11 protein-coding genes and 1 pseudogene are annotated in these 15,629 nt (G+C 68.2%); 8 read left to right on the top strand and 4 right to left on the bottom strand.

Translation table 11 applies throughout. The annotated features are described in order from the left end of the window. Positions 1-27: 27 nt before the first annotated feature. Together HCA61_RS06130 and HCA61_RS06135 are read left to right on the top strand one after the other, a co-directional pair. Complete coding sequence (locus tag HCA61_RS06130; RefSeq protein WP_169687267.1) at positions 28-201, top strand: DUF2613 domain-containing protein; 174 nt, start codon at positions 28-30, stop codon at positions 199-201. Then, positions 182-4,507, top strand: a complete 4,326-nt coding sequence (locus tag HCA61_RS06135) for an alpha-(1->3)-arabinofuranosyltransferase (RefSeq protein WP_169687268.1) — start codon at positions 182-184, stop codon at positions 4,505-4,507. Before HCA61_RS06130 ends, HCA61_RS06135 begins: the two co-directional genes overlap by 20 nt. Positions 4,508-4,530: 23 nt before the next feature. On the opposite strand, the pseudogene HCA61_RS06140 reads toward HCA61_RS06135, so the two are convergent. Continuing rightward, positions 4,531-5,634: pseudogene (locus HCA61_RS06140) on the bottom strand (acyltransferase); the annotation flags it as partial. Positions 5,635-5,758: 124 nt separating this feature from the next. Here HCA61_RS06140 and HCA61_RS06145 point away from each other — a divergent pair. Further along, positions 5,759-7,009 carry a DUF3068 domain-containing protein gene (locus HCA61_RS06145; RefSeq protein ID WP_169687269.1) on the top strand — a complete coding sequence of 417 codons (1,251 nt, stop codon included), beginning with the start codon at positions 5,759-5,761 and terminating at the stop codon, positions 7,007-7,009. A 29-nt stretch (positions 7,010-7,038) separates the two neighbouring features. Here the strand turns inward: HCA61_RS06145 and HCA61_RS06150 are convergent, their stop codons facing one another. Next, positions 7,039-8,244 carry a polysaccharide biosynthesis protein gene (locus tag HCA61_RS06150; RefSeq protein WP_206039745.1) on the bottom strand — a complete coding sequence of 402 codons (1,206 nt, stop codon included), beginning with the start codon at positions 8,242-8,244 and terminating at the stop codon, positions 7,039-7,041. A gap of 100 nt (positions 8,245-8,344) precedes the next feature. On the opposite strand from HCA61_RS06150, the gene HCA61_RS06155 reads away from it, so the two are divergent. Continuing rightward, entirely contained in the window at positions 8,345-10,162 is a 1,818-nt protein-coding gene (locus HCA61_RS06155; RefSeq protein ID WP_240958969.1) for a hypothetical protein, read from the top strand. On the opposite strand, the gene HCA61_RS06160 is transcribed toward HCA61_RS06155, so the two are convergent. Beyond that, positions 10,088-11,302 carry a glycosyltransferase family 4 protein gene (locus HCA61_RS06160; protein ID WP_169687271.1) on the bottom strand — a complete coding sequence of 405 codons (1,215 nt, stop codon included), beginning with the start codon at positions 11,300-11,302 and terminating at the stop codon, positions 10,088-10,090. The two genes, HCA61_RS06155 and HCA61_RS06160, sit on opposite strands and share 75 nt — an antisense overlap. A 160-nt stretch (positions 11,303-11,462) precedes the next feature. On the opposite strand from HCA61_RS06160, the gene HCA61_RS06165 reads away from it, so the two are divergent. The 3 genes from HCA61_RS06165 to HCA61_RS06175 all read left to right on the top strand — a co-directional run bounded on the left by HCA61_RS06165 (position 11,463) and on the right by HCA61_RS06175 (position 13,650). Further along, positions 11,463-12,239: a class I SAM-dependent methyltransferase gene (locus HCA61_RS06165; protein ID WP_169687468.1), complete on the top strand. Its 777-nt coding sequence runs from the start codon at positions 11,463-11,465 to the stop codon at positions 12,237-12,239. Beyond that, positions 12,236-13,123, top strand: a complete 888-nt coding sequence (locus tag HCA61_RS06170; protein WP_169687272.1) for an ROK family protein — start codon at positions 12,236-12,238, stop codon at positions 13,121-13,123. The genes HCA61_RS06165 and HCA61_RS06170 overlap by 4 nt, the downstream gene beginning before the upstream one ends. Before the next feature lie 98 nt (positions 13,124-13,221). Further along, on the top strand, positions 13,222-13,650 hold the full coding sequence (locus HCA61_RS06175; RefSeq protein WP_169687273.1) for a CBS domain-containing protein: 429 nt from the start codon (positions 13,222-13,224) through the stop codon (positions 13,648-13,650). Here the strand turns inward: HCA61_RS06175 and HCA61_RS06180 are convergent. Further along, the gene (locus HCA61_RS06180; RefSeq protein ID WP_169687274.1) at positions 13,641-13,985 is read right to left on the bottom strand and encodes a hypothetical protein; all 345 of its coding nucleotides are present in this window, start codon (positions 13,983-13,985) and stop codon (positions 13,641-13,643) included. The genes HCA61_RS06175 and HCA61_RS06180 overlap by 10 nt on opposite strands. A gap of 140 nt (positions 13,986-14,125) precedes the next feature. Here HCA61_RS06180 and HCA61_RS06185 point away from each other — a divergent pair, with 140 nt between their 5' ends. Then, positions 14,126-15,574, top strand: a complete 1,449-nt coding sequence (locus tag HCA61_RS06185; RefSeq protein ID WP_169687469.1) for an aldehyde dehydrogenase — start codon at positions 14,126-14,128, stop codon at positions 15,572-15,574. The last annotated feature ends 55 nt before the right edge of the window (positions 15,575-15,629 follow it).

The following is a 15,629-nucleotide window of genomic DNA, read 5'->3' on the forward strand; positions in this document are numbered from 1 at the left end:
GAGTCGATCGATGATGGGGAGTTGGGCATGGGGAAGTTCCTGGGACCAGGCTTGATCAGCGCGGTGGCCGGTGTCGTCGTCGGCGCCGTCGCAGTCTTCGGAGTCACTGCTGCGGTATCCGAGAACTCTCGTCCCGAGATCGATCGCAGCGGCAACGCTGATTCGTCCCTCTTGAACCAGGTTGAGTACGGCAGCCGCTGACGGCGCCGGCAACGCTTCGAGTTCACGTACGCGCGGCGCTGCGGAACCTTCCGCCGCCGAGTCTTCACCGAACGCGGAACCACTGTCGCGGCGGTGGCTGTATGTCGTCACCGCCGTCGCGTTCGTCCTTTCGTTCGCGCAAGTCCCCGGCCTGATCGTTGCCGACACCAAATACGACCTGACGCAGAACCCGATCGGTTTCCTCACGCGCGCCGCTCACCAGTGGAGCAGTGTGGCACCGCTCGGACAGGTACAGAACCAGGCGTACGGGTACTTCTTCCCGCACGGTTCGTTCTTCGCTCTCGGGCAGGTTCTGCACATCCCTCCGTGGATCACGCAGCGTCTGTGGTGGGCGCTGCTGCTCGTGGCCGGCTTCTGGGGTCTTGTCCGGCTCGCCGAAGCACTCGGAATCGGCAGCCGGAGCTCGCGCGTGATCGCGGCGACCGTGTTCGTGTTGTCGCCGCGTGTCCTGACGACCCTCGGATCCATCTCGTCGGAAGCACACCCGCTGATGCTCGCGCCGTGGGTGCTGCTGCCCGTGGTGCGCTATCTGAACGGTCGGGGGGCGCGCTCGCACCGTGTTCTCGCTGCGCAGTCCGCCGTCGCCGTCGCGCTGATGGGCGCGATCAATGCCGTCGCAACCGCTGCGGCATGCCTAGTCGCGGCCCTGTGGTGGATCGCGCACCGGCCGAATCGACGCTGGTGGCGTTTCACCGTGTGGTGGCTGCCGCTGTGTGTGGTCGCTGTGACGTGGTGGATGGTGCCGCTGCTGCTACTGGGCAAGGTCAGTCCTCCTTTCCTGGATTTCATCGAGTCGTCCGGGGTGACGACCGAATGGACGTCGCTGGCCGAGGTGCTGCGCGGCACCAGTAGCTGGACGCCGTTCGTGTCGCCGGAACGCATCGCCGGGGCCGTGCTGGTCACCCAGCCCGCCGCGGTGCTCGTCACCGGACTGCTCGCCGCCGCCGGTCTCGCAGGGCTGGCAATGCGCACGATGCCTGGGCGCGGCCGGTGGACACTGATCCTGTTCGTCGGTGTCGCGGGCCTCGGCGCGGGGTACGTCGGCGAGTTGAGTTCCCCGTTTGCCGAACAGGTCCGGCTGTTCCTCGATTCCACGGGTGCGCCGCTACGCAACGTGCACAAACTCGAGCCGCTCGTGCGGCTTCCGCTCGTCCTCGGACTGGCGCATCTGCTGCGGTGGGTGCCGTTGCCCGGTTCGGTGCCGTGGCGGCAGGCTCGCACCGCATTCGCACATCCCGAACGCAACCCGATGCTCGCTTTCTCCACCCTGGTGCTCGTCGCTGCCACCCTCGCGACGTCGCTCGCGTGGACCGGGAAACTCGCACCGCGCGGGGCATACGACGAGGTGCCCGAATACTGGCACGAGACCGCACAGTGGCTCGACGAGCACACCGACGAACGCGGCGAGCGCGCCCTGATCCTGCCCGGAGCACCGTTCGGAAGCCAGATCTGGGGTCTGACCCGCGACGAACCGATCCAGGCACTCGCGTCCACACCGTGGGCCTCACGCGACGCGGTTCCGTTGGTGCCGCCGGGCGCGATCCGTGCCCTCGATTCGGTGCAGCGACTCATCGCCGACGGCCGCCCGTCGCCCGGGCTCGCGGCAACGCTGCGCAGCATGGGAATCGGCTACCTCGTGGTGCGCAACGATCTCGATCCCGACACCTCCCCCGCGGCACGTCCGGCGCTGGTGCACCGGGCCGTCGAGGGGTCGCCGGGCATCGAGCGGGTCGCCGAGTTCGGCTCGGAGATCGAACGCGTCCAGCCCGACGGCGTCGTCGCCGACGCCGATCTGCGTCCGGTGTATCGGGCGGTCGAGATCTACCGGGTCGCCGAACCGGCGGACGCGCCTGTCGGGCCGTACACGGTGGACGCCGCGGCGGTGCCCGTCGTGCAGGGCGGACCCGAGTCGCTGCTGAGCCTGAACACCACCGACCCCGGCCATGTGGGTCCACGGGTGTTCGCGGCCGACAGTGCACGCGCTGGACGCGAGCCGGACGCCCTCACCGTGACCGACACCCCCACCGATCGGGAAACCGACTACGGGCAGGTCGATCACCATTCGTCGACGATCCGCGCCGAGGGCGACGAGCGACGCACCCACAATCTGGTACCCGACTATCCCGTGCCCGACACCGAACTCGTGCAGGCCGAATGGGAAGGCGCACGGATCAGTGTGTCGAGTGCCGCGTCGGACGCCACGCAGCTCGGCGGGACATCGGTCGGCAGTGGTCCTGCCGCCGCGATCGATGGTGACCCCACCACCGGCTGGCACAGCAACGGACTCGAATCCGCGATCGGGCAATGGCTGCAACTCGACCTCGACACCCCGATCGACGCCGGCATCCTGCACCTGACGACGAGTTCGGGTGCATTGGGTGCACCCGTGAAGTGGCTCGAGGTGACCACGGACCGGGGAAGCACCGCCGTCCGTGTCGAGAAGCCCGGCACTCCCCAGACCGTGGCGTTGCCGCTGGGCACGACTACCTGGATCCGGATCACCGCGACGTACGCCGAGGGAGGTAGCCGCGGCAACCAGTTCGGACTGTCCGAGGTCGCGCTCGAAGACCACACCGACCGCTCCGACCCGCAGTTCCTCGACATCCGGCGGCGCATCGTCGTGCCCGGCCCCTCCGACGGGACCGCTGTGCGCGGATGGGATCTCCGGCAGGAGTTCCCGGGTCGCGGTAGTTGCGTCGACACCCCCGACCGGGTGCGGTGCGCGTTCGGCCTGGCAACCGCGCCGGAGGAACCGAACCTGTTCACCCGCACCCTGAACGTTCCGACCGAGTCGTGGGTGACGCCGCAATTGTGGGTACGCGCCCGCCCCGGGCCAGCACTGGACGACGTGATCGACCGATCCGATCGGGTCGTCGCCCGCGGTGCTGCCGACGTGGTGGACCTGCAAGGTTCGGCATTCGCCGCCACCGACGGTGACCCGCGCACGTCGTGGACCGCGGAGGAGAGTTCGCTCGAGTCCGGGGCGCCGCATCCCACCCTGACCCTCGAATTGCCGTCACCGCAGGTGGTGACGGGTCTCGAGCTCGCAACCTCGCTGGGGGCGCTCCCCGCCGCGCCCACCCGGGTCTCGGTGAACCTCGGGAACGGCCCGCAGGTCCGGGAAGTCGACGAAGATTCCGGCGAGATCGAGGTGACCCCGCATTTCACCGACGAAGTGCAGATCACCCTCGTCGATCACGTCGACACGATCGATCGCACGATCCTCGGGTTCTCGAAAGAGACGCCCCCGGGACTCGCCGAGATCACCATTCTCGGTGAAAATGGTCCGATCGGCGCGCAGGATCCGATCTACAACCGCGTTGTCACGATCGGGTGCGACACCGGACCGGTGATCACGATCGACGGCCGCGACTACCACACCTCGGTGACCGGGACGGTCCGCGACCTCGCGGAAGGCGCGGAAATTCCTGCGACCCTGTGCGACACGGACGCGGCGGGGATGCGTGCGGGCCGGGTCGATGTGGACGTCGAGCCGGGCACCGCGTTCGTGGCGTCGAGTATGCAGTTGCCTCTGGTGGGGACGGAACCCCCACGTACCGACCCCGTGGAACTCGAGATGGGGACGTGGACGGAGAACCTGCGTGAACTGCACGTGCCCGCATCCGACTCCGATCAGCTGATCGTGGTGCCGGAGAGCACGAACGTCGGATGGGTTGCCTCCGCGCCGGACGGCACCGAGCTGACGCCGCTCATCGCGGACGGATGGCAGCAGGGCTGGATCGTGCCCGCGGGAACGGACGGCACCGTCACCCTCGAATTCGCGACCGATCGCTGGTATCGCGTGGGGATCTTCGGGGGTCTTCTGCTGCTGATTCCGTTGTTCGCACTCGCATTCCTGCCCCGCCGCCGCCCGGTACCCGACCCCGGTCCCGCACCGCGGACGTGGCATTCGACGACCGCTGCGCTCATCGGGGTCGCACTCGCCTCCTTCGTCGTCGCGGGCGCTGCGGGGGTCGCGGTGACGGCCGTCGGCGCGGCAGGTGCCATCACCGTGGCCGCACGTCGAGGTTCGACGACCGCATCGCGGATGCTCGTCGGCATCGCAGGTGGGTCGACGATGCTCGCGATGGCCTTACTGTCGACGGGGCCGTGGCGCTCACCCGACGGCTACGTCGGACATTCGTACCTGATTCAGTTCGCGGCGCTGGTCGGATTGGTCGCAGTCGGTGTCGCGGCGGCGCGCGCTGTGGAGGTACCCGAGTTCTGGCGGCGGCGTTCCCAGCGACGAAACATCCGTCGCGCAGGTTCTTCGACGAACGCGTAGCTCACGGACGCCACCGCGACGCTCAGCACGACCGTCACGATCAGCACGAACCAGAAGCGTCCCTGGAACGCGGGAATGCCGAACACCGGAAGGACGACGGCGAGCACGGCGAGATGCCAGATGAAGATTCCGTACGACCAGCGGCCGATCGTGAGTGCGAGGGGACTTGCGAGGATGCGATGTTCGGTGCGCGGCGCGAGTACGAGTGGAGCCAGCAACGCGAAACTCACCAGCGCGCCCAGCACGATCTTGCCGTTGTACTCCCACGGTTCGAGGGTGGTGAGGGTTGCCGGGCCTGCGAGCGGTGTCGTCGCGAGACCGAACGCAACGAGTGCCGCGATCGCCATGATGTGCCGCTTCGCGGCGAGGCGATGCATCCACGTCGGGGGGTGCGCGGCAAGTTCGGCGAGAAGCATGCCCGCCGCGAACCACGGCAGGTAACCGGGCAGCCAGTTGTCGTGGTTGATGTGGTCCTGCGTGGGCACGGGTACCCACACCCACGCCAGCGACAACGCGGCCGCACCCAGCAGGACCGGAATCCGGAAGCGGGCGGCGTGACCGCGCAGACTTCTGACCGACCACGCGAGCAGCGGCAACACGAGATAGAAGGCCACCTCCACCGACAGACTCCACATCTGGGTCAGCCCTTCGGTGAGGGTCAGCGGAACGAACACCTGCACCAGCGCGAGATTGGCCCACCACACCGTCGGCCCACCCCCCGCGCCGGGCAGCAGCCACAGGATGAGGATCACCGCCACCCAGTAGGCCGGCAGGATCCGGGTCGCGCGCGAGACGAAGTACCGGCGGGTCGACGGAGGATCGGTCTCCTCGCGTGCCGCAGCCGCATGCGGGCGCCACAACAGGAAACCCGACAGTGCGAAGAACAAGGCCACCGCGAGATCCAATCGGCCCCACACCCTGCCGAGCCAAGGATCGTGAACCGCTCCGGTCTGGAATGCGACATGGGTGATGAGCACGCCTACGGCGGCAATACCTCGCATACCTTCCAGCGCGGGGAGAAAGCCCGACGCGGGGCGGGACGGGATGTTGAGAGCGGTCATCGTCGAACAGTGTGCCGTGTAGTGCCCGATACGAGAAGTGTGGGCACCCGGCGTGCGGGCGCGCATCACCGAACCCCGGGCTGTTAGTGTCTGGGCTCACGTGGTGTTCGCGGGTCGGATGCCAGGCGATCCGTGCAGCCCTGCTGCCGGTGGGGGTACTCGATGAAACCGTTGAGTGAGGAGATACAGCATGGCTGAGCGTTCCAGCTCGGGCCGGATACTGGCAATGATTCTGGTGGGCCTGGGAGCCTTCCTTCTGGCCATCGCGATTCTGATCCCGACGTACACCGTCGGGAAGCTGAAGAAGACGCCGCTCGACCTCGAGGTGACGACGGTCGCCGAAGGCACCGGCGACATTCTGAATTCGCGTGCGCTGCTCGCCGGTAACGCTCAGGTCGACACCGACGTCCCGATCGTGGCGCAGCGCTTCGTGACCGTCGAGGATCCGGCCGACGGCGAGATCATGACGCTCCAGGCCGGTCAGACGGTGCGTCGTCTCGACATGCAGGGCGATACCGGACTCGTGTCCGCGACCGTCGACCGGCTCACCATCGACCGGGTGTCGTCGATGCCGGTGTCGAAGGAGGAGTACCCCGATCGGGTGAGCACGATCCAGACGTCTGCGGATTCGCCGGGCGAGGAGATCGACAACCGCGAAGGCCTGCAGTACAAGTTCCCGTTCGACGTCAAGCAGGAGTCGTATCCGTACTACGACATCAATGCCCGTGAGACCTACCCCATCGATTTCATCGGTGAGGAAGAGATCAACGGCATGCCTGTCTACCACTTCCAGCACGAGATCGGCCCGGTCGACCTGTCGGAGGCCGACCCGAGCGCTCCGACCTACAAGCTGGAGCTTCCCGCTTCGACGTGGGGTGTCGGTGAAGGCGACGAGCCCGTCGAGATGACCCGCTGGTACAACAACGTCCGAGACCTGTGGGTCGACCCGATCACCGGTGTCGTCGTCAAGGGTCAGGAACAGCAGGACCAGTACTACGCACGCGAGGCGAACACCCCCGAGGTGACCGTCCTCGACGTGACGCTGCCGTTCGACGAACCGACCATCGAATTCCAGCTCGAGCAGGCCCGCGACGGCCAGGACCAGCTGTCGCTCTTCGGTAAGACCCTGCCGATCATCGCCGCCATCCTCGGCGTCATCCTGCTGATCGTCGGGTTCTTCCTCGGTCTCCGCGGTGGCGGAAACGGTGGTCGGCGTGCCGCCGCGGCAGGCAGCCCGGCACCCGCCGGTCCGGCCTCGGCCGCAGCAGCGGGTGCAGGTGGTGCCCATGCGGCCGACACGCAGCGCGACTTCACGGAAGATCGCACCGAGGTCATTCCCCGCTCCGATCTTCCGCAGGAGCCGGAGCAGCGGGACTGGACCACCGACCAGACGCAGGAAATTCCCCGCACAGACCTGAACAAGCCCCCCACTCAGGACTGATCAAGGCCGAACGAACGCCGCCTCACACCTCACGGTGCGGGGCGGCGTTCCGCATGTCCGAGCCGAGACGACTCGGTCGCCGCGGATGCCCCGCGGACAGCGAGCACCGACACCACCGCTGCCGTGACGGCTGCGACACCGACGGCCACCGCGACGAACTGTTCCACCGTCGACGCGATCGTCGCCATCAGCACGGCCTCGACCGCGAGACCCACCCACGCGACACCGGCCAGCGCGGTGCGATCTCCGGCAATCGCGGACAGCAACGCGCCCTGCAGCACCGCGAGGCACGCACCCTGCAACGCGAACAACCATAGTAGGGACTGGACGGGCTCGTAGGCGTCGCCGACGAGAATCGGCACGATGGGCGCGCAGATCGCTGCTGCCGCGACGAGCACCGCGCCGAGACCGACGAGGACCGCGAGCGCCGAACGCACGGCAGAAGCCGACTCCGCCGGGTTCGCCATCCGCGGGTACAACACCACCCCCACGGCCTGCGGCAGCCAGAACGCGACCTTCGTCGCGACCGCCCCGAGTGCATAGAGGCCAGCGGAGTCGGCATCGAGCAGCATGCGCGCGAGCATCAGATCGAGCGATGTCAGCGCAATCAACGCGAGCTGGACCTGCGAGGCGCGCAACACCGCGGCCGCTCCAGGTACACGGGTCGGCGCCTCCGCGGCCCCAGCGGCGGGTGCAGGCTCGCCGCGACCGACGAACACCGCGGTGGCCACCGCCACGATGCCTGTGCCCGCCGCGCCTGCGAGCAGCGCAGCACCCGGTCCGCCGCCACCGGCAAGCACCGCGACGGCAGGGACGACCTTCGCGATTCCGGCAGCAGCGAGAACGACGCTCAGCGCCCCGAACCGGGCACGCCCCTGCAAGAGTCCCTGTTCGGTCGCGAGGAGCACCAGCAGCGGCGCCGTCACCAGCGACCCGAACGCGCCCGCGATGCTCGTCTCCAGTGCCCACGACACCACCGGTACGAGGACAACAGCGACTGCAGCGGCGATCAGTGCGCATCGGTGGCCGAGTCGACGCAGCACCGCGGTGCCCGTGCCGTGCACGGCTTCACGCGCAATGACGGTCTGCAACGCCAGCGCAGGCACCGCGAGCACCAGCTGGGCTGCCAGCAGGCTCGCGAACTCTCCGTAGCCTGCGGGGCCCAGCCACCGTCCGGCGGGCAGATGCAGCAGGTAGGACGCGATGTTGGCGGTCATGGCGCCCGCGGTCACCATAGTCATCCCGGCCACCGCGGTTCCGGTCCCGGAACGGCGAAGCGTGTTCTGTGGCGGCATCCGCCCATCCTCGCACCCGTGCGCACCGTAGTCTGCGGCCATGTCCATACGGGGTTTGCACCGCGAGCGCACGACGACGTCCCCGTCGGCTCTCGCACCGACGTTCGTGCCTGCGCTGTGGTCGCTGGCGCTCACCGTCGTGGTGCTCGGTCCGCTGTTCACCTCGCACGGCTATCTGCTACTACGCGACGCGGTGAGCACGCCCCGCTCGTATCTGACGGATTCGGCGCTCGGGTTGTCCGACGCCGCGGCCCGCGCAGTCCCCCAGGATGCGTTGCTCGCCTGGGTGACGACCGTCGTCGACGGTGGTGTCGCCGTCACGGCTCTACTCGCTGCATCACTGTGGGCCGCGGGAGTCGGCGCGGCGCGGCTCGTTTCGGTTCTACTGCCCGGCGCCGGAGTGCCCCCGCAGGTGGTGGCGGCGACCGTCGCGATCTGGAACCCGTATGTCGGTGAACGGTTGCTGCAGGGACATTGGAGTCTCCTCGCGGGCTACGCAGCGCTGCCGTGGGTCGTGTGCGCGGCCGTCGCGGTACGCCGACGTTCGGGGGGCGGCTGGTGGGCCCTCGCGTTCTGGCTCGCGGTGGCGGGACTGACGCCCACCGGTGTGCTCCTCGCTGCGACCACCACGGTCGTGGTCCTCGCAATGCCCGGGGGCCGCGCGCCTCGGGTAGGGCGGCTCGCAGGTGCCGTCGCCCTGACAGTGGCGGTATCGGCGCCATGGCTCGTCGCAACAGCCCTGTCCGGTGGCGGCACCGAGGCCGATCCGGCAGGTGTGAGCGCATTCGCGGCCAGGGCGGAGCCACTGCTGGGCACGATCGGTTCGGTCGCCGGCCTCGGCGGGATCTGGAATGCCGATGCGGTGCCCGGCTCACGCACGACGCCGTGGGCACTCGTCGGGACCCTGCTGCTGCTCGGCGTCGTCGCATCCGGACTGCCCGCACTGTGGCGCAGGCGCCGCAACCCGGTGATCGTCGCGCTGGCTGTCGTCGCGGTCGTCGCCGTGCTCGGCACGGCTCTCGGCGCCACCGCGGCAGGTCTGCAACTCGGAGAGTGGGCGATGGTGCACGTCCCCGGGGCCGGGTTGCTGCGCGACACCCAGAAGTGGGTGGCACTCGCAATGCCGCTCTACGCGGTGGCCGCGGCCGCCGGAGTCGGGGCATTGCGACGGCACTTCACTCCCGACCGGGCCCGCAGCGGTATCGCGTGGGCGGCGCTGGCGGTCGTCGTCGTGGTCGGGGCGCTCCCCGACCTCGCATGGGGTGTCGGCGGCCACGTGCGACCGATTCGGTATCCGGACGGGTGGCAACAGGTGGCACGCATCGTCACCGCGAACGAAGGTGACGTCGCGGTGATGCCCACGGGCATGTTCCGCCGGTTCGAGTATTCCGGCCCCGTGGCGGTCCTCGACCCGACGCCCCGCATGCTGGGTGCCGACGTGCTGCAGACCGGAACCCTCATCGTCGAAGGTGGCGCGGTGCAGGGAGAGGGCGCACGTGCCGTCGACGTCGAACGACTCCTGCAAGGCGGTGCAGATCCGTCCGATCTGGCGGCGCGGGGCGTCGGCTGGGTCCTGGTCCAGCACGGCACACCCGGCGACCACGGCCGCTCCGAGGAGACACTCGACCGGCTCACGCAGGTCTACAGCGACGACGATCTGTCCGTCTATCAGGTCGACGGAGCCTGGGTTCGGGAGACGTCCGGTCGGAGCGTGGTGATCCTCGCGCACCTGCTGCTGATACTGGTGATGATTGTCGGGGCTGCCGGCATGCTGGGAATTCGTCTACGTGCCCGCATATCGAAGCTGCTGGGCGCCCTCGCCGATCTCCTCCGGCGTGATCCGGGGAAACAGGCCTGACGCCCGCTGCCCCGACGCGACGGCGGTCAGCACTGCGAGCACACCGGATCCGGTGGCCTCCCACGAAAACTCACCCGCCCGGATCCGGGCCTTGTCGCCCAGCTCGGTGCGACGCTCGGAATTCCCGAGCAGTTCCGCAACGGCCGCGGTGAGGTCGTCGGCGCAATCGACGAGGACACCCGTGACACCGTCGACGATCGAATCCGTCAGGCCCTTCGAGCTGCGGTATCCGATCGTCGGGACACCGTGCTGCGCAGCTTCGATCACCGCAAGCCCCCATCCCTCCTTGCGGGAGGGCATCACATGGAGCCAGGACCGTGAAAGCACCTCGTGCTTGCGGTCTTCCGAGACGTGGCCGTGGAAGGTGACGGCATCGTCCATCCCCAGCTCGGCGGCGACGTCGCGCAGGTTCTGTTCCCACCAGCCACCACCGACTACGTCGAGGTGCAGGCCGGGAATGCGGTCGCGCAAGGCTGCGACCGCACCGAGTGCGTCCTCGATCTGTTTGTGCGGCACGAGCCGAGACAGCACGCACACGCTCGGGTGGGCAGTGCGGGTGTGATCGCCACCCGGGGTCACACCCGCCGGGATGGCATCGGCGCCGTTGCGGACCACCGCGATGCGCTCGTGGTCGACACCGAGCATCCGGAGTTCGTCGGACGACGGCAGCGACACCGTCAGGTATTGGTTGCTGCGGTGCACTCGCGGCGACAAGGTGGATTCGATCCACCATCCCAGCTTCGCCATCGCACGGCCTGCGACGGGCCACTGCTCGCGATGACAATGGTGCACGAGCACGGTGACGGGTGCGCCTGCAACGAACCGAGAGAAGAAGGGGATGCCGTTCTGGGTGTCGATGACAGCATCGGGGCGGATGCCCCTGAGGGGGCCGAAGCCGAGACGCCCGGCGACGATGGCAGCGAGAGCGCGCGGGTACACACCGAGACGGCCGCCTCCGCGGCTGACGTCGATACCGTCGATGGTGTCGCGCTTGCTCGCGCCCGGATACGACGCGGTGCGCAGGGTGACTTTGATACCGCGTGCAGCGAGTTGTGCGCCGACCTGCTCGAGATAGCGCTCGCTGCCACCTCCCTGTGGGTGCCCGCTGTCGCGCCAGCAGAGCAAGAGAACCTCCCGCACGCGGATTACCCCCCGGTGATAGCTGACCGCACGCCCGTACGGACGCTGTGGATGTCACGGACACACTAGCGGGTGCGCACGGGATGCAGGTGCACGACGGCGCCTGCTACGGGCACTACTGTGGTTCGACGTGCCCTCGAAGACCACGATCGCTCCCCGTGTGACCCGGCTGTTCGAACGCCGTGCCACCCTGCGGCGCTCCATCGGTCTGCTCGGTAGTTTCCGTTTCGAGCAGACCGCACCCGACAAGTTCTACGGCGGTCTGGCCCGCGACACCGTCGACCTCGTCGACGACCTCTACACCGGTCTGACCGGAAACAATCTCGCGGGCACCACCGTCGTCGATGTCGGAGGCGGGCCCGGGTACTTCGCCGACGCCTTCGCCGACGTGGGGTCGCGCTACGTGCCGATCGAGCCCGATCCGTCCGAGATGCACGCGGCCGGCCTGCAGGTCGGTGGCGCCGTCCGCGGGTCGGGCCTCGCGCTTCCACTGCGCACCGGGTCGGTGGACGTGTGCTTGTCGTCGAATGTCGCAGAACATGTTTCGCAGCCGTGGGTGATGGCCGACGAGATGCTGCGGGTCACACGACCCGGAGGGCTGATGGTGCTCTCGTACACGCTGTGGTGGGGCCCGTTCGGTGGGCACGAGACCGGCCCGTGGCACGCGTTCGGCGGCGAGTACGCGGCGCGCCGCTACGCCAGGAAGCACGGGAAGGAACCGAAGAACCGATACGGTGTGTCGCTGTTCGAAGTGGGCTGCACCGACGGACTCGGGTGGGCCCGCTCCACCCCCGACGGTGAGCTGCTCGCCGCGTTCCCCCGATACCACCCGCGGTGGGCGTGGCCGCTCGTTCGGGTGCCGGGCGTACGCGAGTTCCTGGTGAGCAACCTGGTGCTCGTGCTGCGACGCCGCGGATCGGCCGAAGTCGCGTCATGACCGGCTTGGCTCTCGATGTCGGCGGTACGAAGTTCGCGGCCGCATTCGTCGCGGACGACGGAACACCCGTCGAGCCGAAGACGGTGCCCGTACCCGAGGCTTCCGTATGGGATGCCTGCGCCGCAGTGCTGCGCGAGGTGGCCGGGGCCGAGCCGATCACCTCGGTGGGGATCGCGGCGGCAGGGCCCGTCGACACACGCCGCGGCACCGTCTCCCCCATCAACATCCCCGAGTGGTCTTCGAAGTTTCCGCTGGTGGAGGCTGTGCGCAGCGTGTTCCCCGGCGCACGTGTCACGTTGGCGATGGACGGCGCTGCCGCCACATTGGCCGAGCATCGATTCGGCGCTGGGCGCGGAACGAACGATCTGCTCGGGGTGGTGCTCGGCACCGGGATCGGCGGCGGCATCGTCCTCGACGGTCGCCTCGTATCCGGCCGCACGGGGAACGCCGGCCACATCGGCCACATCGTGTCGGCCTACGGATTCGAGAAATGCACGTGCGGTGGCGCGGGCTGCATCGAGACGGTGGCGAGCGGCACTGCTGCAGTGAGGTGGGCGAGGGCACGCGGCTGGCAGGGGCGGGACGGCGCTGCGCTGGCGGCAGCAGCGCAGGACGGCAACGGAATCGCGGCAGCTGCGCTCGAACGCGCAGGAACGGCGCTGGGGCAGGTCATCGCGTCGGCGGCAGCACTGACAGACGTGTCACTCGTCGTCGTCGGCGGTGGCTTCGCGGAGTCGGGAAGACCGCTGTGGCGTCCGATGCTGGCGTCTGCTGCGCGACAGGCCCGGCTGGAGTTCATCGAGGAGCTGCGCATCGTGCCTGCGTCGTTGGGCGCACTGGGAACGCTCGCCGGTGCCGCTGCGCTCGCCCATGGTCACGAGTAGGTAACCAAACGGCTGCGTACGAGTCCCGAGGACCTACCCTGACTGGACCAGCGCTACCTCGACAAGCCCGGCACGGTGGGACGGATCGGTGGTATCCGATGAGGATTGCCGAAATTTTGCGGAACAAGGGTTCGGCGGTGCAGACGGTTCCCCCAGGAACCACGGTCTGTGAGCTGATCGGAGACTTCGCGCGCCACAACATCGGCGCGGTGGTCGTCGTCGACGGCACCGACGTCGTCGGAATTGTCACCGAGCGCGACATCGTCCGGCAGCTCCACGAACGAGGTCCATCGATACTCGTCGCCACGGCGTCCGAGGTCATGACGGTCGATATGGCAATATGCCGGCCCGCCGACAGCGTGGACAGCCTGGCCGCGACCATGACCGAGCGGCGCATCCGGCACCTGCCGGTCGTCGTCGACGGCAAGCTGTTGGGGATCGTCAGTATCGGCGACGTGGTCAAGAGCCATATCGACGAACTACAGGCCGAACGCGATCAGCTCCGGTCGTACATTCATCACGGCTGACGGTCGAGCACGCTCACGCTCATCCCGAACGGCAGGAACCGCGCCGACCGGGCCGGGTCGGTGTTGCCCTTGAGACTGCGGAGCGCTTCGAGCTCCGACGGATACACCTGGTCGATGCGAGCCACACCGTCGGCGTCGGCGGTGTAGATGACCCATACGCCGTCCCCTGCCTCGCCGGTGGTTTCCGGCTGCGGATGCTGCCGTGACGTCGGCGCGGCAGGCTGGTCGAGAAATGCGAAGATCCGGTCTTTGAGTTCGCGCAGTTCTTCCCCTGCCTCACGGACCACCCGGTCGATGTCGTCGGGATCGAATCCGAACGGATTGTTCTCTGCCATGTCTGCTCCTGACGGTCGGCATCTTCCAGTGTGGGCATCGCTGCGCCGCCGCGCCACCGCGAGCGTGAATCGACCCTTTCGAAAATGTGGAACGTGTTCTAGTGTCGGGGTGATCCGGCGTGAACGAAGAGGGGCGAATGATGACCGACTACGACAAGGTGTTCATCGGCGGCACGTGGGTGGCGCCGTCGACCGACGAGAGGCTCGAGGTGTTCTCCCCGGCCACGGAGGAACGGGTCGGCTCGGTACCCGTCGCCGGACCGAAGGACGTCGACGCCGCAGTCGCCGCGGCACGCACCGCGTTCGACGACGGACCGTGGCCGCGGATGAGCCCGGCAGAGCGCGCAGCAGTGATCGGCAAGGCCGCGAAGATCATCGAAGAGCGCGGCGCGCAGATCGCCGAGCTCGTTTCGTCCGAGATGGGGCAGCCCGCCGCATCCGTGCAGATGATGCAGATGACCCCCTCACTCGCGACACTGAATTTCTATGCAGGACTGGCAGATTCGTTTCCCTGGGTCGACGAACGCAACGGCTCGTTCGGCCGCACCCGAGTCACCCGCGAACCCGTCGGCGTGGTCGGCGCGGTCATCGCGTGGAATGTGCCGCTGTTCCTGTGCGCCAACAAACTCGGTCCCGCACTGCTCGCCGGTTGCACCGTGGTCCTCAAGCCCGCACCCGAATCTCCCCTTGCCGTCAACGTGATCGCCGAGATCTTCGCCGAGGCAGGCCTCCCCGAAGGGGTGCTGTCGGTGGTGCCCGGTGGCGCCGAGACCGGCGAGCACCTCGTGTCGCACCCGGGCCTCGACAAGATCACCTTCACCGGATCCACTGCCGTGGGCAAGCACATCGGTGAGATCGCCGCACGCAACCTCAAGCGCTGCTCGCTCGAACTCGGCGGCAAGTCTGCCGCAATCATCCTCGAGGACGCCGATCTCGACTCCACCATCGCAATGCTCGTCATGTCCGGTCTGATGAATACCGGGCAGGCCTGCGTCGGTCAGACCCGCATTCTCGCACCGCGGTCGCGGTACGACGAGGTGGTCGAGAAGATCGTCGCCACCGCCGCGTTCTTCCCCGTCGGCCCGCCGTCCGACGAGAACGCCCAGCTCGGCCCCCTGATCTCCGCGAAGCAACGCGACCGCGTGGAGGACTACATCAAGAAGGGCGTGGAAGAGGGGGCACGCCTCGTACTCGGTGGCGGCCGTCCTTCGGGCCTCGACAAGGGTTACTTCGTCGAACCGACGGTCTTCGCCGACGTCGACAACTCGATGACCATCGCCCGGGAAGAGATCTTCGGGCCGGTCCTGTCGGTGCTCCCGTACGACAGCGTCGACGACGCCATCAAGATCGCGAACGATTCCGACTACGGACTGGCGGGATCGGTGTACACCACAGACGTGGAGAAGGGCCTCGACGTCGCTTCGCGTGTCCGCACGGGCACCTACGGAATCAACTGGTACGCCTTCGATCCCGGATCACCGTTCGGCGGCTTCAAGAACTCCGGCATCGGCAGGGAGAACGGACCGGAAGGGCTCGAGGCGTTCTGCGAGACCAAGTCGGTGCTGTACCCGCCCGGCTACCAGGACTGACCGCAGGCCCCGCCGAGGGGGCGGTTGTGTGCGCTTTCTTTCGATGAAGCACACA

Origin of the sequence: Rhodococcus sp. HNM0563, assembly GCF_012726195.1 — a bacterium.
In the GTDB taxonomy this organism is placed as follows: Bacteria; Actinomycetota; Actinomycetes; order Mycobacteriales; family Mycobacteriaceae; genus Rhodococcus.